The organism is Bacteroides sp. MSSM.1001136sp1_RTP21357st2_D2_RTP21359_211015, from assembly GCF_040913205.1.
Lineage (GTDB): Bacteria > Bacteroidota > Bacteroidia > Bacteroidales > Bacteroidaceae > Bacteroides > Bacteroides ovatus.
In genome coordinates this window covers 1-23,105 of sequence record NZ_JBDFVF010000012.1, presented here as the reverse complement: position 1 = coordinate 23,105, position 23,105 = coordinate 1, and the positions used below count along the sequence as shown (strand labels likewise).

Here is a 23,105-nt window from a genome sequence, read left to right as displayed (position 1 = left end):
CATGAAAGGGATATATAATAACATATTAGCAAGTTGTCTGATTGGTATCATTTTGTTTTCGGGCTGTTCGGTGACAAAACACCTGCCTGAAGGGGAGGTACTTTATACAGGAGGAAAAACGGTGGTAGAGAATAAGTCGGCAACACCGGTAGGAGAGACGGCTTTAACAGAGATTGATGCGGCTCTTGACAAAACTCCCAGTACAAAGATGTTAGGAGGCCTTCTGCCTATTCCTTTTAAAATGTGGATGTATAACGACTTTGTGAAATATAAAAAGGGATTTGGAAAGTGGATGTTCAACCGCCTGGCTGCCAATCCTCCGGTGTTTATCTCTACTGTCAATCCGGAGGTTCGTATCAAGGTGGCTACAAACTTACTCCGTGATTATGGTTACTTCAATGGGAAAGTGACTTATGAAACATTGGTCGATAAGAAAGACAGCCTGAAAGCAAGTATTCTTTATACGGTAGACATGAAGAATCCTTATTTTATAGATACGGTTTATTATCAGCGTTTCACTCCTCAAACGTTGCGCATTATGGAACGGGGACGTCGAATGTCTTATATAAGTCCCGGCGAGCAGTTTAACGTGGTCGATCTGGATGAAGAGCGTACCCGTATCAGTACGCTGTTGCGTAACCGGGGATATTTTTACTTCCGTCCCGATTATATGACTTATCAGGCAGATACGACATTGGTTCCCGGTGGACATATCAGCCTTCGTCTGATTCCCGTTCCGGGATTACCCGCTGCGGCACAACGTCCTTACTATGTAGGAGATGCTTCTGTTTACCTGTTTGGCAAGAATGGTGAGGCGCCCAATGACAGCATGATGTATAAGAATCTGAATATACATTATTATAAGAAATTGCAGGTACGTCCGAATATGCTTTATCGTTGGTTGAACTATCAACAGTTTGTGCGGAATGCACAGATGCGGGCTTCCAATCGCACCCGTCTTTACAGTCAGTATCGACAGGAGCAGGTGCAGGAGAAACTTAGCCAGTTGGGAATCTTCAGTTATCTGGATTTGCAATATGCCCCGAAAGATACGACAGCCGTTTGTGATACGTTGAACGTAACCATGCAGGCCACATTTGCCAAGCCACTGGACGCCGAACTGGAATTGAATGTCGTAACCAAAAGTAACGACCAAACCGGTCCCGGGGCATCATTCGGTGTCACCCGGAACAATGTATTCGGAGGTGGTGAAAGCTGGAACGTGAAGCTGAAAGGCTCTTATGAATGGCAAACCGGCGGAGGAGAAAAAAGCTCTTTGATGAACAGCTGGGAGATGGGAGTTTCCACCTCTCTGACTTTCCCGCGCGTGGTTTTCCCGCATTGGGGGAAAAGGGAGTTTGACTTCCCGGCTACCACTACATTCCGTCTATACATCGACCAGTTGAACCGTGCCAGGTATTATAAACTGTTGTCATTCGGCGGAAATGCTACCTACGATTTCCAGCCGACACGTACAAGCCGGCATAGTATCACCCCTTTCAAACTGACATTCAACGTCCTGCAACACCAATCGGAAGAATTCAGGGAAATTGCCGATGCCAATCCTGCATTATATATCAGTTTAAAAGACCAGTTTATTCCTGCTATGGAATATACCTATACCTATGATAATGCTTCCGCACGCGGTATTAAAAATCCGATTTGGTGGCAATCGACTGTAACCTCTGCCGGTAACCTGACCTCGGTGATTTACCGTGCTTTCGGTCAGTCTTTCAACAAAGAGGACAAACGTTTGCTGAACGTCCCTTTCGCGCAGTTTGTGAAACTGAATACGGAATTCCGCCATTTGTGGAATATGGACAAGAATAATAAGATTGCTTCCCGTGTAGCTTTGGGCGCTCTCTTCGCCTACGGTAATGCAACGATAGCCCCTTACAGCGAACAATTCTATGTGGGTGGTGCCAACAGCATCCGCGCTTTCACAGTACGTAGCATCGGCCCGGGCGGATACCATCCGGCAGAAAGCCGCTATTCTTACCTCGACCAGACGGGTACTTTCCGTTTTGAGGCAAATGTAGAATACCGTTTCCGTATCTTTAAAAGTTTTTGGGGAGCCACTTTCCTGGATGCGGGAAACGTGTGGCTGATGCGCAAGGATGAGGCCCGTCCCAATTCACAACTCGAACTGAAAACGTTCCCGAAACAGATCGCTTTGGGCACCGGTGTCGGTATTCGTTATGATATGGATATTCTTGTGTTCCGTCTTGATTTCGGTATTCCTTTGCATCTGCCTTACGATACAGAACGAAGCGGATATTACAATGTCACAGGATCCTTTATGAAGAATCTGGGAATACATTTTGCTATCGGTTATCCCTTCTAATGAATGATTTTTGTACGATTTTGGTAAATAATGATTGATATTTGTCCTGTTGGATTCAACTATTTTTGTAATTTTGCAACGAAATCTGATGCCGTTGACATCACTAACCTTTTAATATTACACAATTTATGAAACCAACTTTATTCTTATTGGCAGCCGGTATGGGTAGCCGTTATGGAGGCTTGAAGCAATTAGACGGACTGGGTCCTAATGGCGAAACTATTATGGATTACTCAATCTATGATGCTATCAATGCCGGATTTGGCAAACTTGTATTTGTAATCCGCAAAGATTTTGAACAAGATTTCCGTGATAAAATTATTTCCAAATACGAAGGTCACATTCCTTGCGAACTGGTATTTCAATCAATCGACGATCTTCCGGAAGGCTTTACTTGCCCGGCAGACCGTACCAAACCTTGGGGTACTAACCATGCAGTAATGATGGGCGCTGATGTGATTAAGGAACCGTTTGCAGTGATCAACTGTGATGACTTCTATGGTCGTGATTCTTTCCAGGTAATGGGCAAATTCCTTTCTGCTCTTCCTGAAAATTCAAAGAACGTTTATTCGATGGTAGGTTTCCGTGTAGGAAATACATTGAGCGAAAGCGGTACGGTATCTCGTGGTATCTGTAGTACAGATGCTAAAGGATTGTTGACATCTGTAGTAGAACGTACGAAGATTCAACGTCTGGACGGTGAAGTGAAATATATCGGTGATGATGGCGAATGGACGGCTACTCCCGATACGACTCCGGTAAGTATGAACTTCTGGGGCTTCACTCCTGATTACTTCGCTTACAGCCAGGAATTCTTCAAGACTTTCCTAAGCGATCCGAAGAATATGGAAAACCTGAAGAGCGAGTTCTTCATCCCATTGATGGTAGATAAATTGATTAATGACGGAACTGCCACTGTTGAAGTACTGGATACTACCAGCAAGTGGTTCGGCGTCACTTATCCGGAAGACCGTCAGAGCGTAGTAGACAAGATTCAGGCATTGGTAGATGCCGGTGAATATCCTGCTAAGTTGTTCTAAAGAAGAGCCATTGATTAAGATAAAGAGCAGTCATTCATAAGAATGACTGCTTTTTTTGTTTTTCATAACGTATCATACTAAGTAGTATCTAATAAATATTCAGTATCTTTGCAGTCCAAAATGTTATAAATCAGAAGCAGAAGTGATTTCAGTAGAAGGATTATCAGTAGAATTTAATGCGACGCCGCTTTTTGAGGACGTCAGCTATGTAATTAATAAGAAAGACCGCATTGCATTGGTCGGAAAAAATGGTGCCGGCAAATCAACCATGCTGAAGATATTGGCAGGTTTGCAGTCACCGACACGCGGAGTGGTAGCTACTCCGAAAGATGTAACCATCGGATATTTACCACAGGTCATGATTCTTTCTGACAACCGGACGGTGATGGGAGAAGCAGAATTGGCATTCGAACATATATTTGAGCTTCAGGCGAAGTTGGAACGGATGAATCAGGAACTGGCGGAACGGACAGACTACGATTCGGAAGAATATCATCAGTTGATAGATCGTTTCACGCATGAAAACGACCGCTTCCTGATGATGGGCGGTACGAACTTTCAGGCGGAAATCGAACGGACGCTTCTCGGATTGGGATTCAGCCGGGAAGATTTTGAACGCCCTACTTCGGAGTTTTCCGGTGGATGGCGTATGCGTATCGAATTGGCAAAACTGCTTTTACGTCGCCCAGACGTGCTTTTGCTCGATGAGCCGACCAATCACCTTGATATTGAAAGTATCCAATGGTTGGAAAACTTTTTGTCTACACGTGCCAATGCAGTCGTATTAGTCAGCCATGACCGTGCTTTCCTGAATAACGTAACTACCCGTACCATCGAAATTTCTTGCGGTCAGATTTACGACTACAAAGTGAAATACGATGAGTTTGTAGTCCTGCGTAAAGAACGCCGTGAACAGCAACTCCGTGCTTACGAAAATCAGCAGAAACAAATACAGGATACAGAAGAATTCATCGAACGCTTCCGCTATAAAGCAACGAAGGCCGTACAGGTGCAAAGCCGTATCAAGCAACTGGAAAAGATAGACCGCATCGAAGTGGACGAAGAAGATAATTCCGCCTTGCGTTTAAAATTCCCTCCAGCCAGTCGTAGCGGAAACTATCCTGTGATTTGCGAAGATGTGCGCAAAGCGTATGGTAGCCATGTCGTTTTCCATGATGTCAACTTGACTATCAACAGGGGAGAGAAAGTGGCTTTCGTCGGAAAGAACGGAGAGGGTAAGTCTACCTTGGTGAAATGTATCATGGACGAAATTGATTTCGAAGGTAAATTAACGATCGGACATAATGTACAAATCGGTTATTTTGCGCAGAACCAGGCACAAATGTTGGATGAGAATCTGACTGTATTCGATACGATTGACCGGGTAGCGACAGGAGATATCCGTCTGAAGATACGTGATATACTGGGAGCTTTCATGTTTGGAGGCGAAGCTTCGGATAAAAAGGTGAAAGTCCTTTCCGGTGGAGAACGTACGCGATTGGCGATGATTAAACTTCTGCTGGAACCCGTAAATCTACTGATTCTGGACGAACCGACCAATCATTTGGATATGCGTTCGAAAGATGTTTTGAAGGAAGCTATCCGCGAATTTGACGGAACAGTGATTCTTGTCAGCCACGACCGTGATTTTTTGGATGGACTTGCGACTAAAGTATATGAGTTCGGTGGTGGACTTGTAAAAGAACATCTTGGAGGTATCTATGAATTCTTGCAAAAGAAAAAGATAGATAGCTTGAACGAGCTTCAGAAAGGAGCGGGACTGTCGGCTTCTCCCACGGCTTCAGCTAAAGGTAATGAACCTGAAACCGTTCAGCCTTCGGAGAATAAGCTCTCTTACGAAGCCCAGAAAGAACTTAATAAGAAGATTAAGAAACTCGAACGCCAGGTGGCGGACTGTGAAGCTTCAATAGAGGAAACCGAATCCGCGATTGCTATCGTAGAAGCGAAGATGGCAACTCCCGAAGGAGCTTCGGATATGCAGCTCTATGAACGGCATCAAAAACTGAAGCAACAGTTGGATGGCATTGTTGAAGAGTGGGAGCGGGTTTCGATGGAACTGGAAGAAACGAAAAACTAGAACAAAACGCATACTTCCGAGCACTATGTGAGAGAAACGCTATACCTCGATAGAAGGTATTCCTGGCGGGTATCTGTTTCTCGGTGTCGAAACAGGTGTTTCTCGTTGAGGAACGAGGCGTTCCTCGGTGTCGGTCACCTTCTTCCTCGGTGCCGGACTGCGGGTAGGATGATTGTTGATTAGAGAGACTATTTAATTATTTATACAATATGAAAGTAACCAAGTATTTACCAATTCTTGCCGTATGCCTTATGACAACAGGATGTAACAGTAAGAAAGAGGCCGTGCTGACGTCCGGTATCGACCTTGCTAATCTGGATACCACGGCTATGCCGGGTACAAGTTTTTATCAATATGCCTGTGGAGGTTGGGTGAAAGATCATCCGCTGACAGACGAGTATTCACGTTTCGGTACATTCGACATGTTGCGCGAAAACAGTCGTGAACAACTGAAAGCATTGATTGCCGAATTGGCAGCGAAGAAAGATAACGCACCGGGCAGTGCTGCGCAGAAAGTAGGCGATCTTTATAATATCGCAATGGATAGCGTGAAGCTGAATCAGGAAGGTGTAGCTCCGATCAAAGCAGAACTGGCAGCCATTGACGCTCTCAAGGATAAAGGAGAAATCTACGCATATATCGCAGAGAGCCAGAAGAAAGGCATCCGTCCTTACTTCACCATGTTTGTAAGTGCGGATGATATGAACAGTTCCATGAATATCGTACAGACCTATCAAGGCGGTATCGGAATGGGACAGCGTGACTATTATCTGGAGAATGACGAGCAGACTAAAAATATCCGTAATAAATATCAGGAACATATCGCCAAAATGTTCCAGTTGGCAGGTTATGATGAGGCTACTGCACAGAAAGCTGTGAAAGCAGTGATGAACATCGAAACTCGCCTGGCGAAAGCGGCTCGTTCACAAGTGGAATTGCGTGATCCTCATGCTAATTATAACAAGATGGATAGGGCGACGCTGAAAAAGAACTTCCCGACTTTTGACTGGGATACTTATTTCACCGTTTCCGGTTTGAAAGATTTGGAAGAAGTGAACGTAGGTCAGCCTGCTGCCATGAAGGAAGTAGCCGATGTGATTAATACCGTATCACTGGACGATCAGAAGCTATATCTCCAATGGGGATTGATAGATGCTGCCGCTTCTTATCTAAGCGATGATTTTGAAGCACAAAACTTCGATTTCTACAGCAGAACAATGTCTGGAAAGAAAGAAATGCAACCTCGCTGGAAACGTTCCGTGAGCACCGTAGATGGTGTACTTGGCGAAGTGGTAGGACAGATGTATGTAGAGAAGTACTTCCCGGCTGCTGCCAAAGAACGTATGGTTACACTGGTGAAGAACCTGCAAACTTCTTTGGGAGAACGTATCAAAGGTTTGGAATGGATGAGTGAACCGACCAAGGAAAAAGCGTTGGAGAAACTGGCAACCTTCCATGTAAAAATAGGTTATCCTGATAAATGGAAAGATTACTCCGCACTGGAGATCAAAGATGATTCTTACTGGGCAAATATCGAGCGTGCCAACGAATGGGATTACAACGAAATGATTGCCAAAGCCGGCAAACCGGTAGACAAGGATGAATGGTTGATGACTCCTCAAACAGTGAACGCTTATTATAACCCGACTACCAATGAAATCTGCTTCCCGGCAGCTATCCTGCAACCTCCGTTCTTCGATATGAATGCGGACGATGCTATGAACTACGGTGCAATCGGCGTGGTAATCGGCCATGAAATGACTCATGGATTTGACGATCAGGGACGTCAATATGACAAAGACGGAAACCTGAAAGACTGGTGGACAGAAGAAGATGCTAAAAAGTTCGAAGAACGGGCACAGGTGATGGTTAACTTCTTTGACAGTATCGAAGTTGCTCCGGGCGTACACGCAAACGGTAGCCTGACACTTGGAGAGAACATCGCCGACCACGGAGGTTTGCAAGTTTCTTTCCAGGCATTCAAGAATGCAACAGAAGCCGCACCGCTGGAAATTGTTGACGGATTTACTCCGGAACAACGTTTCTTCCTGGCTTACGCTAATGTGTGGGCAGGAAATATCCGTCCGGAAGAGATTCTCCGATTAACCAAACTTGATCCTCACTCATTAGGCAAATGGCGTGTGGACGGTGCTCTTCCTCATATCCAGAATTGGTATGAAGCATTCAAAATCACCGAACAGGATTCGATGTTCGTACCTAAAGAAAAACGAGTATCTATCTGGTAATAGTTTTTGAATAGAGAACATATATGCGAAGAGGCGTTGATTTTCCGTTGAGGAGAGTCAACGCTTTTTTTTATTAATTCACACCTTATTTATTACGTACGATAAACAATATTTCGTAACTTTGCACACCAAATACTTAATAAGCAATTCAATGTCAGAGTCTAAAAGAATAAAAACTGCATTGGTATCTGTATACCATAAAGAAGGTTTGGATGAAATTATTACCAAACTTCATGAAGAGGGAGTAGAGTTTCTGTCAACAGGCGGAACTCGTCAGTTTATTGAATCATTGGGATATCCTTGCAAGGCAGTGGAAGATTTGACCACTTATCCTTCTATTCTCGGTGGTAGAGTAAAGACATTACATCCGAAAATTTTCGGAGGTATTCTTTGTCGTCGCGGCCTGGAACAGGATATGCAACAGATTGAGAAATATGAAATTCCCGAGATAGATCTGGTTATTGTTGATTTGTATCCGTTCGAAGCTACTGTAGCTTCCGGTGCATCTGAAGCAGACATTATTGAAAAAATCGATATAGGCGGAATCTCACTGATTCGTGCTGCAGCCAAGAACTACAACGATGTAATCATCGTAGCTTCTCAAGCTCAATACAAACCATTATTGGATATGTTGATGGAGCACGGCGCTACTTCTTCACTCGAAGAACGTCGCTGGATGGCTAAAGAAGCATTTGCCGTTTCTTCTCACTACGATTCGGCTATTTTCAACTATTTCGATGCCGGCGAAGGTTCTGCTTTCCGTTGCTCTGTTAATAGCCAGAAGCAACTTCGTTACGGTGAAAACCCACATCAGAAAGGTTATTTCTACGGAAATCTGGAAGCAATGTTCGACCAGATTCACGGAAAAGAAATCTCTTATAACAATCTTCTCGACATCAACGCAGCCGTTGACCTGATCGACGAATTCGATGACCTCACTTTCGCTATCCTGAAACACAACAACGCTTGCGGATTAGCTTCCCGTGCTACAGTTTTGGAAGCTTGGAAAGACGCATTGGCCGGTGATCCGGTTTCTGCTTTCGGCGGTGTATTGATTACGAATGGTGTCATCGACAAAGAAGCTGCGGAAGAAATCAACAAGATTTTCTTCGAAGTGGTTATCGCGCCGGATTATGATGTGGATGCACTCGAAATCCTGGGACAGAAAAAGAACCGCATCATCCTCGTTCGTAAGGAAGCTAAATTGCCTAAGAAACAATTCCGCGCTTTGCTGAATGGCGTATTGGTGCAGGATAAAGATACTAATATTGAAACGGTAGCCGATCTGAAAACCGTGACAGACAAAACTCCTACTCCGGAAGAAGTGGAAGATATGTTGTTTGCCAACAAAATTGTAAAGAACAGCAAATCCAACGCCATCGTATTGGCAAAGGATAAACAACTTCTTGCAAGCGGTGTAGGACAGACTTCACGTGTAGACGCATTGAAACAAGCAATTGAAAAAGCCAAATCATTCGGCTTCGACCTGAATGGTGCAGTAATGGCTTCCGATGCCTTCTTCCCGTTCCCCGACTGTGTGGAATTTGCAGATAAAGAAGGTATTACGGCTGTTATCCAACCGGGAGGTTCGGTAAAAGACGATTTATCCTTTGCTTATTGCAATGAGCACGGTATGGCGATGGTGACTACCGGTATCCGTCATTTTAAACACTAAAGCGATTTACTATTTGACAATTTACAATTTACTATTCAGCCGTTCGGCAATATGGATTTGATTGTCAGATAGTAATAAGTATGTATCAAATAGTAAATAGTAAATTGTCAAATAGTAAATAAAAAAATGGGATTATTTTCTTTTACACAAGAGATAGCAATGGACTTGGGCACAGCCAATACTATCATCATCACGAACGGAAAAATCGTGGTGGATGAGCCTTCGGTTGTAGCTTTGGATCGCCGTACAGAAAAGATGATTGCCGTGGGGGAAAAGGCGAAGTTGATGCATGAAAAAACCCACGAAAACATACGTACCATCCGTCCGTTGAGAGACGGAGTGATTGCCGACTTCTATGCCTGCGAGCAGATGATGCGCGGTTTGATAAAGCAGGTGAATACTCGCAACCATTTGTTTTCACCTTCTCTTCGCATGGTGATTGGTGTTCCTTCGGGAAGTACGGAAGTTGAACTCCGTGCTGTCCGTGACTCTGCGGAACATGCTGGCGGTCGTGATGTTTATTTGATTTTCGAGCCGATGGCTGCGGCAATCGGTATCGGCATCGACGTGGAAGCTCCGGAAGGAAACATGATTGTCGATATAGGTGGTGGATCTACGGAAATTGCCGTTATCTCTTTGGGAGGTATCGTTTCCAACAACTCCATCCGCACAGCCGGTGATGACCTGACAGAGGATATTCGCGAATATATGAGCCGTCAGCACAATGTGAAAGTCAGCGAGCGTATGGCAGAACGTATCAAAATCAATGTAGGTGCTGCTTTAACCGAACTGGGTGATGATGCTCCGGAAGATTATATCGTTCACGGTCCGAACCGTATCACGGCTCTTCCGATGGAAGTGCCTGTATGCTACCAGGAAGTAGCTCACTGTCTGGAGAAATCAATTTCAAAGATCGAAACTGCTATCTTGAGTGCGTTGGAAAATACACCTCCTGAACTGTATGCTGATATTGTGCACAATGGTATCTATCTCTCCGGAGGTGGTGCATTGCTTCGCGGACTGGATAAGAGATTGACCGATAAGATCAACATTCCTTTCCATATTGCGGAAGATCCTTTGCATGCAGTTGCCAAAGGTACAGGAGTGGCATTGAAGAACGTAGACCGTTTCTCTTTCTTAATGAGATAAACCGGGGATGAGGAATTTATTAAACTTCCTTCTGAAATACAATTACTGGTTCCTCTTCATCTTATTGGAGGTAGCCAGTTTTGTTTTGTTATTTCGGTTCAACCGTTATCAGCAGAGTGCATTCTTCACTTCTGCCAATACGGTTGTGGGGGCAGTTTATGAAGTTTCGGGAGGGATTTCCTCTTATTTTCATCTGAAATCAGTCAACGAAGATCTATTGGATCGCAACATGGTGCTCGAACAACAGATCACTAATCTGGAAAAAGCATTGAGAGAGCAGCAGCTCGATTCTATGGCAATCAACAGCATCCGGCAGGTGCCGCAAGCGGATTATCAGTTGTTTAAAGCGCATGTGATAAAGAACAGTTTGAATCTGGTTGATAATTATATCACGCTCGATAAAGGTTCCTCTTCCGGTATTCGCTCCGAAATGGGAGTAGTGGACGGTAATGGGATTGTAGGGATTGTTTATGAAACATCTCCTTCCTACTCGGTGGTGATTTCGGTACTGAACAGCAAGTCGAATATCAGTTGCAAGATTATCGGCAGTGATTATTTCGGCTACCTGAAATGGGAACATGGAGATTCGCGCTATGCTTATCTGAAAGACTTGCCTCGTCATGCAGAGTTTAATTTGGGAGATACAGTCGTTACCAGTGGTTTCTCCACTGTCTTTCCCGAAGGTATAATGGTGGGGACGGTAGATGATATGTCCGACTCTAATGACGGACTTTCCTATCTGTTGAAAATCAAGCTGGCTACTGATTTCGGTAAGTTGAGTGACGTTCGGGTGGTAGCCCGGACAGGTCAGGAAGAACAGAAGAAACTTGAAAATAAGGTGATGAAAGAATGATTATTACTTATATACATAGAATCGGATGGTTTATCGGCTTGGTACTTCTTCAGGTGCTAATCCTTAATAGTGTACATATTGCCGGCTATGCTACTCCTTTTCTCTATATCTATTTTATTCTGAAATTCAGCTCCGGCACTTCCCGGAATGAACTGATGTTGTGGGCTTTTTTCTTCGGGCTGACCATTGATATATTCTCCGATACTCCGGGAATGAATGCGGCAGCTACCGTATTGCTTGCCTTTCTCCGTCCCTCTTTGCTTCGTCTGTTCATGCCCCGTGATAATCCGGACAGCCTTATTCCCTCTTTCAAGACGATGGGAATCAGTCCTTTCTTAAAATATACTACTGCAAGTGTTTTTGTGCACAGTCTGGCATTACTCTCCATTGAGTTCTTCTCATTTACCAGCATTTGGCTGTTACTGTTGCGAGTGCTTCTTTGCACTATTCTGACTGTAACCTGTATCATAGCTATAGAAGGGATTAAGAAGTAACGATGGCAAAAGATTATATCTTAGAGAAGCGCAAATTTGTAATCGGAGGCATTGCTATCTCCATTGTTTTGATTTATCTGATACGTCTTTTTGTATTGCAGATCACGACCGATGACTACAAGAAGAATGCTGACAGTAACGCTTTTCTGAATAAGATCCAATACCCCTCGCGTGGTGCTATTTATGACCGGACCGGTAAACTATTGGTATTCAACCAGCCGGCATACGACATAACGATCGTGCCAAAGGAAATAGAGAATCTGGACACACTCGATTTATGCCAATCGCTGAATATCACCCGTGCGCAGTTTCTCAAAATAATGAGCGACATGAAAGACCGTCGCCGCAATCCGGGGTATTCCCGCTATACCAACCAGTTGTTTATGTCGCAACTTTCGGCGGAAGAATGTGGTGTCTTTCAGGAAAAGCTGTTTAAGTTTCGTGGCTTTTATATCCAACGGCGTACCATTCGTCAATATTCGTACAATGCTGCCGCCCATGCTTTGGGAGATATAGGAGAAGTCTCCGCAAAAGAAATGGAAGCGGATGAAGAAGGATACTACATCCGTGGGGATTATGTCGGCAAGTTAGGAGTCGAGAAATCGTATGAAAAGTACCTTCGTGGCGAGAAAGGAATTGAGATTCTGCTTCGCGATGCGCACGGTCGTATCCAGGGACATTATATGGATGGTGAATATGACCGTCCTTCCGTTCCCGGCAAGAACCTGACATTGAGTCTGGATATTGACTTGCAGATGCTGGGCGAACGTTTATTAAAGAATAAGATTGGAAGTATTGTGGCTATCGAACCGGAAACCGGAGAAATCCTTTGTCTGGTATCCTCTCCCAATTATGACCCGCATTTGATGATTGGCCGCCAGCGTGGTAAGAACCATCTGGCTTTGCAACGTGATATGACTAAACCGCTTTTGAATCGTGCCCTGATGGGAGTGTATCCTCCGGGATCTACGTTCAAGACAGCGCAAGGACTGACGTTCCTGCAAGAAGGAATCATCACTGAACAAAGTCCGGCATTCCCTTGTTCACATGGGTTCCATTACGGAAGATTGACAGTAGGCTGCCATGCTCACGGATCTCCCTTGCCATTGATTCCGGCTATTGCTACATCGTGCAACTCCTATTTCTGTTGGGGATTGTTCCGTATGTTTGGCGATCGTAAATACGGTTCGCCGCAAAACGCCATTACGGTCTGGAAAGACCACATGGTTTCGCAAGGATTTGGCTACAAACTGGGAGTTGATTTGCCGGGAGAGAAACGGGGGCTGATTCCGAATGCGCAGTTCTACGATAAAGCCTATCGCGGACATTGGAACGGACTAACAGTAATCAGTATCTCTATCGGACAGGGGGAAATTCTATCCACTCCCCTTCAGATTGCTAACCTGGGAGCAACCATTGCTAACAGAGGATACTTTGTGACACCGCATATTGTAAAGGAAATCCAAGATAATCAGTTGGACAGCATCTATCGCGTACCACGCTATACCACTATTGAGAAAAGACATTATGAATCAGTCGTAGAAGGGATGCGTGGCGCAGCTACCGGAGGAACTTGTCGTATGCTGTCAGTGATGGTTCCGGATTTGGAAGCCTGTGGAAAAACGGGTACTGCGCAGAACCGCGGACACGACCACTCGGTATTTATGGGCTTTGCGCCGATGAACAAACCGAAGATAGCTATTGCCGTCTATGTAGAGAACGGCGGATGGGGGGCTACTTATGGAGTTCCTTTCGGCGCACTGATGATGGAACAGTATTTGAAAGGCAAGCTCTCGCCGGAAAACGAGTTGAGGGCGGAAGAATTTAGTAACAGAGTGATATTATATGGTAACGAGGAACGATAGTTTGTGGAAAACGCTGGACTGGGTAACGATTTTTATTTACCTGCTCCTGATTGTTGGCGGATGGTTTAGCGTCTGCGGAGCCAGCTATGACTATGGCGAACGCGACTTCCTCGACTTCTCGACCCGTGCCGGCAAGCAGTTCGTGTGGATTATCTGTTCCTTCGGGCTCGGATTCGTGCTGTTGATGCTGGAAGACCGTATGTATGATATGTTCGCGTACATTATATATGTGGGGATGATTCTCTTGCTCATTGTTACCATCTTCATAGCACCGGACACCAAAGGATCACGCTCTTGGCTTGTCATGGGGCCTGTGAGCCTGCAACCCGCCGAGTTTGCCAAGTTCGCTACGGCCTTGGCGTTGGCTAAATACATGAATTCTTATTCATTCAGTATCAAGAAAGAAAAGTGTGCCTTTATTCTGGGATTCATCATTCTTCTCCCGATGTTATTGATTATCGGGCAGCGGGAGACAGGATCTGCATTGGTTTATCTTGCTTTTTTTCTGGTTCTTTATCGTGAAGGAATGCCGGGAGTAGTGCTTTTTGCGGGCGTATGTGCGGTAATCTACTTTGTGGTCGGCATCCGTTTTGATGAAGTCTTTATCGCCGATACTCCTACACCACTGGGAGAATTTATCGTATTACTATTGATCTTATTATTTGCCGGTGGTATGGTGTGGGTATATCGCAAGAAATGGTCTGCTACCCGCAATATCATTGGTGGAAGTTTGGCTATATTATTGATTGCTTATTTAATATCCGAATATTGGGTACATTTTAGCCTCGTTTGGGTGCAATGGGCGCTTTGTATTGTGGTGATAGGCTATCTGATTTATTTGGCATTAAGTGAGCGGCAGCGTACTTATTTCCTGATTGCCCTGTTTACAATCGGTTCTGTCGGCTTCCTGTATTCCAGCAATTATGTATTTGATAATGTGCTCGAACCTCACCAGCAAGTCCGTATCAAAGTAGTGCTCGGTTTGGAAGAAGATTTGACCGGTGCCGGATACAACGTGAATCAGTCCAAGATTGCCATCGGTTCCGGTGGGTTGACAGGAAAAGGATTCCTGAATGGTACGCAAACAAAATTAAAGTACGTGCCCGAACAGGATACCGACTTTATATTCTGTACAGTGGGTGAGGAGCAAGGATTTGTCGGCTCGGCTGCTGTCCTGTTGGCTTTCCTTATTTTGATCTTACGATTAATCTTCCTGTCCGAACGGCAGACTTCCAACTTTGGGCGGGTTTATGGATATTCGGTTGTCAGTATTTTCCTTTTCCACTTATTTATTAATATCGGTATGGTGCTGGGGTTAACTCCGGTTATCGGTATTCCATTGCCTTTCTTCAGCTATGGAGGTTCTTCTTTATGGGGATTTACGATATTGCTGTTTATCTTCCTGCGTATTGATGCAGGACGTGGCAGAAGACTCTAATCTTACTGCTTCTCAATACGGATACCTACATCGCTCAATCCTTGTAACTTTTCATCTTTCATTCCGCTCATAATTTTAATAGTATAATTTGTAGGATGTAAAGGGCGAACAGATGTAATAAAAGTTTCCGATTGGTAAATGCTTCCCCATCCGTGTCCCGTCCATCTTCCGGTAGAGTCAGCCAGGCAGAAAGCAATGGTATCAGTGCGCCATACCGTAGAATCCTGTAGATTCTGACTGATAAATAAATGGAGGTTATGATAAGGATATTCGATACTGTTGCGGACTTCCGCAAAAAGCCGGAGAGTAGTGGGAACGCTGTCAGTTATGGGAATCTGAAAAGAGAGTGTATCACTCTTTCCCCATCCCTTGTTGGGAAGGGATTGATAAGAGTGATACACTGTATGTTCATTGCAGGCTGTCAGTAAGCAAGCGCTGAATAGACTCAATATACTATTCTTGAGTAGGCTTTTCATTAGTTGACTGTTTCTCCTGATTCTGATTTCTTTCCGGTCTGGAAGGACGCTCGTGGTTGGGACGGCGTTCTTGACGTTCCTGCCCTTGCTGTTCCCGTTGACGGTCTTGTTGTTGCGGACGTTCCTGATTCGACCGTTCCTGTCCTTGTGGACGTTCTTGATTTGATCCTCTTTCCGGACGTCTGTTTTCGTTGTTCCGTCCCTGGTTTTGTCCTCTGTTCCGGTTGTTGTTATTGTTATTTCTCGGGCGGTTGTCTCTTTCCCCTCTGTTGCCGTTTTCTGGCTGTTGCGGGCGGTTTTCATTCTCCCGTTGAGGTTGTTGCGGACGATTGCCGCCTTCTGCTTGCTGTTGCGGGCGGTTTCCGTTATTATTGTTTCCTTTTTTCTTCTTTTTATTATTCCGGTTAGCGTTATTGCCGCCCTCTTTATTATTCCGGCTGCGGTCGAAACGGGTAACACTTTCCTGTTCCAGCAAATCAACTGGTTTTCTTGGTTCCGGTTTCTTTTCTTCTTCGAGCAAGCTGTCCGGTTTCATCCCTTTCTTATTCATGGAGATTACTTCAAACGCACGTTTGCCGCTGATAGTGACCAGATTGGCTGGGAAGTTTTTATCCGTAGAATAAGAAACCTGATTGCTTAGAATATCCGCTTTGAAGAAATAGAAAGTGCCATCTTTCGTTTCCAACTCTATCTCTCTTGAAGGGAGACGTTTTTGAGCTTCCACATAACAGTCCACCTCGTAGTTCAGACAGCATTTCAGCTTAGCGCACTGTCCGGCAAGTTTCTGCGGATTCAATGAGATATCCTGAAAACGGGCTGCACTGGTAGAAACAGAGACGAAGCTCGTCATCCATGTAGCGCAGCAAAGTTCGCGTCCGCAAGGACCGATCCCGCCGATGCGTCCTGCTTCCTGACGGGCACCGATTTGTTTCATTTCGATACGTACGCGGAATGCTTCGGCCAATACTTTAATCAGTTGCCGGAAGTCTACCCGCTCATCGGCGATATAGTAGAAAATAGCTTTGTTGCCATCTCCCTGATACTCCACATCACCGATTTTCATATCCAGATTGAGATTCAACGCAATCTGACGCGCACGAATCATCGTAGCGTGTTCTTTGGCTTTGGCTTCGTTGAACTTTTCCATATCTACCGGCTTAGCTTTCCGATAGACACGCTTGATTTCCGTATCTGCTTTGAAGTTTGCTTTCTTCATTTGCAGGGGAACGAGCCGGCCGGTCAATGTAACCACGCCGATGTCATGGCCGGGAGCCGCTTCAACGGCAACTACATCTCCTTTTTCCAGTTTAATCTTGTTGCTGTTCCGAAAATATCCCTTCCGGGTATTTTTGAATTGCACTTCCACCATGTCACTCTCTTCCGCATTGCCCGGAATGTCCGCCAGCCAATCGTAGGTGTTCAGCTTTTTATCTTGTCGGGAGCATCCTTTGCAGCAAAGGCCACCGCTTCCATTATGAAGTTTATATTCCATAAGTTTATATATTTATTATTGCTTCAACAGTACAATCATCTTCAGCGAGAAGTCGAAGAATACCATTTTAGCATTTACATTCTGTTCTATATGTAGTTGCGCTTCGCTCAGTTCGTCCATGATACCCATCACATTCCGTTCGTTGACAAAAGGCGCAAAGCGGGTTGCAAAATTCTGTTCATTAATCGTCATATACGTCAAATTGCGCTGGTGCAGGTTGAAGACAAAGTTTTCGCGGATCATGCGCTGGCAATATTCCAGAAAGTTTTTCTGGCGTTCGCGTCCCATGCTGGCCACCTGTTCGCTCCACATCTTCATCTCCTTTATTTTCCGTTGATAGGACAAGCGCATCAGGTTGACGAAGAGCTCGAAGAATAACTGATTTTCCTCATTCAGATGAATCGTTTCGAGTGCCTTGACGAAATTTCCGTTTGCCAGATGGGCAATCGAAATGCTATCCGCAGGCTGAACATGATATTTACTCTGCAATACCCGGTCGATGCTGGCTTCGTCAATTTTCCGCACATTCATACGTTGAGTACGGCTCAAAATGGTAGGCAGAATCATGTCCGGAGCTTCGGATACCAACAGAAAAATCGTCTTTTCGGGTGGCTCCTCAAGCAGTTTCAGCAACTTATTGGCGCATACCGGGTGCATTTTCTCCGGCAACCATACAATCGTAATCTTAAATCCACCTTCACTGGATTTCAGACTGAGCTTCTTCAGGATCTCATCGCTCTCTTTGGCATAAATCAGCGCTTGCGAGTTCTCCGCGTCCATTTCACCCAACCAATGGTTGAGGTTAAAATAAGGATTGTTAATAACGAATGGCCGCCAATCGGCAATATAATCATCGCACACTTCTTTCTTTCCTTTCGCACTTTTCACGATGGGGAATACGAAATGCACATCCGGATGTACCAGCTTATTGAATTTCACACAAGACGGACAGACACCGCAAGCATCTTCCTCGCCCCGATTGGTGCAACTGATGTAGCGTGCGTATGCGATAGCCAATGGCATTTTACCAACTCCCTCGGGACCGCAAATGAGTTGGGCATGTGGAATACGCCCCTCGTTCACTTCCTGAATGAGTCGTTGCTTGATTTCTTCTTGTCCGATTACGTCTCTGAAAAACATATCAATAAATGATTTTGGCTATTTCCTTGATACTGTCTACTGCTCCGATAGAATAGAAATGGATGCTCGGAACTCCGTGTTCCATCAACTCCTTGCATTGAGCCACGCACCATTCAACACCCACCTGTTCGGCTTCCGCATCATTCTTGCATTTCAATGCTTCTTTCACCAGATCTTCCGGTAAATCCACCTTGAATGTTTTGGGGATCATGCTTAGTTGGGAGATTTTCTTGAAAGGCTTGATTCCCGGAATGATAGGAATGTTGATACCTGCTGCCTTAGCCTGCTCCACAAAATCGAAATATTTCTTATTATCGTAGAATAATTGTGTCACAGCATACTCTGCACCAGTTTCTACCTTCTTTTTCAGCCAGTAAAGATCTGTCTCTATGTTAGGAGATTCTTCATGCTTTTCCGGATAACACGCCACACCATACGAGAAAGGACTGGCGGTGACTTTCATCTCCGAACCGTCAACGAAGATTCCCTTATTGAAATTATTAATCTGCTCCTGCAATTCAATCGCATGATGATATCCGTCTCCTTCGGGAGTAAATACCGATTCATGTTTAGCCTTGTCTCCACGGAGTACCAGCAAATCTGTTATATTCAGAAATTGCAAATCCAGCAATACATATTCGGTCTCCTCACGCGTGAAACCACTGCACAGGATATGAGGAACCACAGTAATATTATATTTATTCTGAATGGCTGCCGCCACAGCGACTGTTCCCGGACGCCTTCTCAGGCGGTTTCTCTGAAAGAGCCCGTTGCCGAGATCTTTGTAGACATATTCGCTGCGATGCGTGGTGATATTGATATATTTCGGATCAAATTCTCGAAGAGTGTCGATTGTCTGATAGAGCTTTTCGATTCCGGTTCCCTTCAAAGGAGGGAGAATTTCGAAAGAAAAAGCTGTACCTTTACTGTTATTTATTAAATCAATTACTTTCATTCCTTTTCGTTGATGTTGTTATCTACTTGGATTAAACATGCATATTGGGACAAAAATACGAAAAAAGAAAGATTTCTTCTTGATTTGTTTGAAAATAGTTTGGTTTTTATCGTACTATTACATAAAAGAGGGCATATCCTGTATTTCGGATGCACCCTCTCTCACCTAATCATTATTAAATTAGAATTTACTTTTCGAGAAATGATTTCTTCATTCTGGCAATGTCAGTCAGATAATCTTGTAAATCTTGTTCATGTTCTTCCTCTTCGGCAAGAATATGTTTGGCGATATCACAAGTGGTGAAATCTTTCCCGTTAGTAAAGTCGGCAATTTCCTGATAACGGAGAATGGCACAGCGTTCGGAAGCAACATTATCCTTCAGCAAACTGACTGAATCGAAGCCTTGCGGAGCATCATATTTGCATCTTGCCAGTTCGAACCATTGTTTCGGATCAAGTACCGGAACCCCTTCCAGCTCGATGATACGGTCGGCAAGCAGCTGTGCATGTCTACGTTCTTCTTCGGCATGTTCCTCGAACTCACCTTGTACGTCGGCACGCATGGCGCCTTCCACTACTAATGCACCTACCCAATATTGGTAATATGCCAACCACTCTTCAGCCAATGCTGCGTTCAATTGTGAAATTAAACTTTCTACATCTAATTTACCTTGTAGGATTTTTACACTTTCTCTAGCCATAATTTTAAAGTTTAGGTTACTATGTTTAAATCGCTAATGTAACAGACGGAGGTTCTTTTTGTTTGAGTATCCCGGAGGTTTTAACAGAAAGAATGCATTGCACTGTGCAGCTCCTTCTTTTTTAATAGAACATGGATGCTTTTAATATTTCATTTCAACTAAATTTTTGTATCACTTTTACCCTCACATCCTCACACCTTCGCTCAATTCCTTTATTCATCGTGGTTACAACGTGTGAGGGTAAGTGCGGTAGTAGGGTGAGGGTAACTTTTTACCCTCACCCTGTCTTGTCCTGATTCTATCTTAAACAGTTTATAATAAGTGTCTTGTCTATTCGCTTTTATCTTATACTCTCCTATACAATAGACGTCAATGCCTTATATAATAGATGTTTATCCCTCGTGATTCTTCTGATAAGCCCTAATGTCTTTTAACGGCTCACTGCAGTGAACGAATTTGTTTACTATCGTTAGCTTATTTGTTTACATCTGATAGCTTATTTGTTCACTGCAGTGAGCCCTTGCCAACTACTAAGCAAATGGATATTGAACATAAGAAGAAAGCCTATGAAGTGGCATATCTTATAAAGAAAGATACCTGTATGCTGAAATTAGGATAGTAATTTATTTATTGATTAGTAGGAGCGAATTATAAACTAAAGTAGAGTGATAACAGATAGCTATTCTCACTTTTTTATGTGTTCTTGTCCTGTAGAAATCTATTTTTTAGTTTGTTTCTTTAAGAGTACTTCTCTTTTTACCCTCTCTTTGCGAATATCTTTTTGTTATTTGCTCTACACGCGCGTATGTAATATAATAATGTACCATTTCCGGCCTGTTTTCATATAGATGTAACATATATGAAGAAAAATATGTTCTACAACATCGTTATGATTCAGTAAGTTAGGGCGGATATCTAAAAATAATTAGAAAAAATAGTCAGATATATTTGGATGTTATAGATAAGTTGTCTACTTTTGCACCCGCTTTGCTAGAGAGACAGAGCCTAATGATTGACATTCTGCTATAAGATGAAGGCCACAGAAAATAAAAACAAAAAAACTTTGAAAAAAGTTTGGAGGTTATCTGAAAAAGTCCTTATCTTTGCATCCGCTTTCGCAAAGAAAGCAGGCGCGGCGGAAGCCACGTTAGTTCTTTGAAATATTGATAAACAATACAAGTAGTACAAGTAAAAAAATAGAACCGTCAATACTTGTCTTATTCAGTAGCGATACAATTAAGACTAATAGGTATTTGAATAAGGTCAATAAATTTACGGCGTCCTGAACAGAGCAAAAAAGTCATCCTAAGGGATGATAAAAAATACTTTTACAATGAAGAGTTTGATCCTGGCTCAGGATGAACGCTAGCTACAGGCTTAACACATGCAAGTCGAGGGGCAGCATTTTAGTTTGCTTGCAAACTGAAGATGGCGACCGGCGCACGGGTGAGTAACACGTATCCAACCTGCCGATAACTCCGGGATAGCCTTTCGAAAGAAAGATTAATACCGGATGGCATACGAATATCGCATGATATTTTTATTAAAGAATTTCGGTTATCGATGGGGATGCGTTCCATTAGTTTGTTGGCGGGGTAACGGCCCACCAAGACTACGATGGATAGGGGTTCTGAGAGGAAGGTCCCCCACATTGGAACTGAGACACGGTCCAAACTCCTACGGGAGGCAGCAGTGAGGAATATTGGTCAATGGGCGAGAGCCTGAACCAGCCAAGTAGCGTGAAGGATGAAGGCTCTATGGGTCGTAAACTTCTTTTATATGGGAATAAAGTTTTCCACGTGTGGAATTTTGTATGTACCATATGAATAAGGATCGGCTAACTCCGTGCCAGCAGCCGCGGTAATACGGAGGATCCGAGCGTTATCCGGATTTATTGGGTTTAAAGGGAGCGTAGGTGGATTGTTAAGTCAGTTGTGAAAGTTTGCGGCTCAACCGTAAAATTGCAGTTGAAACTGGCAGTCTTGAGTACAGTAGAGGTGGGCGGAATTCGTGGTGTAGCGGTGAAATGCTTAGATATCACGAAGAACTCCGATTGCGAAGGCAGCTCACTAGACTGTTACTGACACTGATGCTCGAAAGTGTGGGTATCAAACAGGATTAGATACCCTGGTAGTCCACACAGTAAACGATGAATACTCGCTGTTTGCGATATACAGTAAGCGGCCAAGCGAAAGCATTAAGTATTCCACCTGGGGAGTACGCCGGCAACGGTGAAACTCAAAGGAATTGACGGGGGCCCGCACAAGCGGAGGAACATGTGGTTTAATTCGATGATACGCGAGGAACCTTACCCGGGCTTAAATTGCAACAGAATATATTGGAAACAGTATAGCCGTAAGGCTGTTGTGAAGGTGCTGCATGGTTGTCGTCAGCTCGTGCCGTGAGGTGTCGGCTTAAGTGCCATAACGAGCGCAACCCTTATCTTTAGTTACTAACAGGTTATGCTGAGGACTCTAGAGAGACTGCCGTCGTAAGATGTGAGGAAGGTGGGGATGACGTCAAATCAGCACGGCCCTTACGTCCGGGGCTACACACGTGTTACAATGGGGGGTACAGAAGGCGGCTACCTGGTGACAGGATGCTAATCCCAAAAACCTCTCTCAGTTCGGATCGAAGTCTGCAACCCGACTTCGTGAAGCTGGATTCGCTAGTAATCGCGCATCAGCCATGGCGCGGTGAATACGTTCCCGGGCCTTGTACACACCGCCCGTCAAGCCATGAAAGCCGGGGGTACCTGAAGTACGTAACCGCAAGGAGCGTCCTAGGGTAAAACTGGTAATTGGGGCTAAGTCGTAACAAGGTAGCCGTACCGGAAGGTGCGGCTGGAACACCTCCTTTCTGGAGCGATGCCGTAACTGTCACAAAACGTGGCAGCCACTAAAAGACTTTAAAGGTTCTGTTTTTTGTACTACTGGTACTTGTTTATTTATAACATATAGATCAACCATCTATAGAAGTATAGATAGAGATAAACAAGAGAAAAAGAAGCCGAGTCTAGACGAAAGGTAGACAAGGTTGAACTAGTCCTATAGCTCAGTTGGTTAGAGCGCTACACTGATAATGTAGAGGTCGGCAGTTCAACTCTGCCTGGGACTACCAAGCTCAAGAATGAGGAACAG

The 23,105-nt window shown here is 44.3% G+C and carries 15 protein-coding genes, 1 tRNA gene and 1 rRNA gene; 12 read left to right on the top strand and 5 right to left on the bottom strand.

Annotation, left to right across the window (positions count from 1 at the left end; all coding sequences use genetic code 11):
- Position 1 precedes the first annotated feature (1 nt).
- The 10 genes from AB5217_RS09690 (at position 2) to rodA (ending at position 15,202) form a co-directional block, all read left to right on the top strand.
- The gene (locus tag AB5217_RS09690; RefSeq protein WP_032844153.1) at positions 2–2,344 is read left to right on the top strand and encodes a BamA/TamA family outer membrane protein; all 2,343 of its coding nucleotides are present in this window, start codon (positions 2–4) and stop codon (positions 2,342–2,344) included.
- 128 nt (positions 2,345–2,472) lie between these two features.
- Positions 2,473–3,384: an NDP-sugar synthase gene (locus tag AB5217_RS09685; RefSeq protein ID WP_004299937.1), complete on the top strand. Its 912-nt coding sequence runs from the start codon at positions 2,473–2,475 to the stop codon at positions 3,382–3,384.
- 142 nt (positions 3,385–3,526) lie between these two features.
- Complete coding sequence (locus AB5217_RS09680; protein WP_032844152.1) at positions 3,527–5,482, top strand: ABC-F family ATP-binding cassette domain-containing protein; 1,956 nt, start codon at positions 3,527–3,529, stop codon at positions 5,480–5,482.
- A 209-nt stretch (positions 5,483–5,691) separates the two neighbouring features.
- Entirely contained in the window at positions 5,692–7,728 is a 2,037-nt protein-coding gene (locus AB5217_RS09675) for a M13 family metallopeptidase (protein WP_004299939.1), read from the top strand.
- Between the two features lie 151 nt (positions 7,729–7,879).
- A complete protein-coding gene (gene purH, locus AB5217_RS09670; RefSeq protein WP_349824663.1) occupies positions 7,880–9,403 on the top strand; it encodes a bifunctional phosphoribosylaminoimidazolecarboxamide formyltransferase/IMP cyclohydrolase in 1,524 nt (507 codons plus the stop codon).
- Positions 9,404–9,529: 126 nt separating this feature from the next.
- Positions 9,530–10,552 (top strand): rod shape-determining protein, encoded by a 1,023-nt coding sequence (locus AB5217_RS09665; protein WP_004299941.1) that lies wholly within the window; start codon positions 9,530–9,532, stop codon positions 10,550–10,552.
- Between the two features lie 7 nt (positions 10,553–10,559).
- Positions 10,560–11,405, top strand: coding sequence for a rod shape-determining protein MreC (gene mreC, locus AB5217_RS09660; RefSeq protein WP_004299942.1), 846 nt, complete (start codon positions 10,560–10,562; stop codon positions 11,403–11,405).
- Complete coding sequence (gene mreD, locus AB5217_RS09655; RefSeq protein ID WP_004299943.1) at positions 11,402–11,899, top strand: rod shape-determining protein MreD; 498 nt, start codon at positions 11,402–11,404, stop codon at positions 11,897–11,899. The genes mreC and mreD overlap by 4 nt, the downstream gene beginning before the upstream one ends.
- 2 nt (positions 11,900–11,901) lie before the next feature.
- Positions 11,902–13,764: a penicillin-binding protein 2 gene (gene mrdA, locus AB5217_RS09650; protein WP_004324644.1), complete on the top strand. Its 1,863-nt coding sequence runs from the start codon at positions 11,902–11,904 to the stop codon at positions 13,762–13,764.
- Positions 13,745–15,202 (top strand): rod shape-determining protein RodA, encoded by a 1,458-nt coding sequence (gene rodA / locus AB5217_RS09645; RefSeq protein WP_004304911.1) that lies wholly within the window; start codon positions 13,745–13,747, stop codon positions 15,200–15,202. The genes mrdA and rodA overlap by 20 nt, the downstream gene beginning before the upstream one ends.
- Before the next feature lie 2 nt (positions 15,203–15,204).
- Here the strand turns inward: rodA and gldH are convergent, their stop codons facing one another.
- From gldH to AB5217_RS09620, 5 genes are all read right to left on the bottom strand, one after another.
- The gene (gldH, locus tag AB5217_RS09640; protein ID WP_004324646.1) at positions 15,205–15,678 is read right to left on the bottom strand and encodes a gliding motility lipoprotein GldH; all 474 of its coding nucleotides are present in this window, start codon (positions 15,676–15,678) and stop codon (positions 15,205–15,207) included.
- Positions 15,656–17,170, bottom strand: coding sequence for a stage 0 sporulation family protein (locus AB5217_RS09635; protein WP_004304909.1), 1,515 nt, complete (start codon positions 17,168–17,170; stop codon positions 15,656–15,658). Before AB5217_RS09635 ends, gldH begins: the two co-directional genes overlap by 23 nt.
- Positions 17,171–17,185: 15 nt before the next feature.
- Positions 17,186–18,310: an ATP-binding protein gene (locus tag AB5217_RS09630; protein ID WP_004299948.1), complete on the bottom strand. Its 1,125-nt coding sequence runs from the start codon at positions 18,308–18,310 to the stop codon at positions 17,186–17,188.
- A 1-nt stretch (position 18,311) separates the two neighbouring features.
- Positions 18,312–19,265 (bottom strand): methylenetetrahydrofolate reductase [NAD(P)H], encoded by a 954-nt coding sequence (gene metF, locus AB5217_RS09625; protein ID WP_004299949.1) that lies wholly within the window; start codon positions 19,263–19,265, stop codon positions 18,312–18,314.
- Between the two features lie 187 nt (positions 19,266–19,452).
- Positions 19,453–19,965, bottom strand: a complete 513-nt coding sequence (locus AB5217_RS09620; RefSeq protein WP_004299950.1) for a ferritin-like domain-containing protein — start codon at positions 19,963–19,965, stop codon at positions 19,453–19,455.
- A gap of 1,330 nt (positions 19,966–21,295) precedes the next feature.
- Between AB5217_RS09620 and AB5217_RS09615 the strand changes: the two genes are divergently transcribed.
- Positions 21,296–22,824: ribosomal RNA gene (locus tag AB5217_RS09615) — 16S ribosomal RNA — on the top strand.
- Between the two features lie 184 nt (positions 22,825–23,008).
- Positions 23,009–23,085: transfer RNA gene (locus AB5217_RS09610), tRNA-Ile, on the top strand.
- The last annotated feature ends 20 nt before the right edge of the window (positions 23,086–23,105 follow it).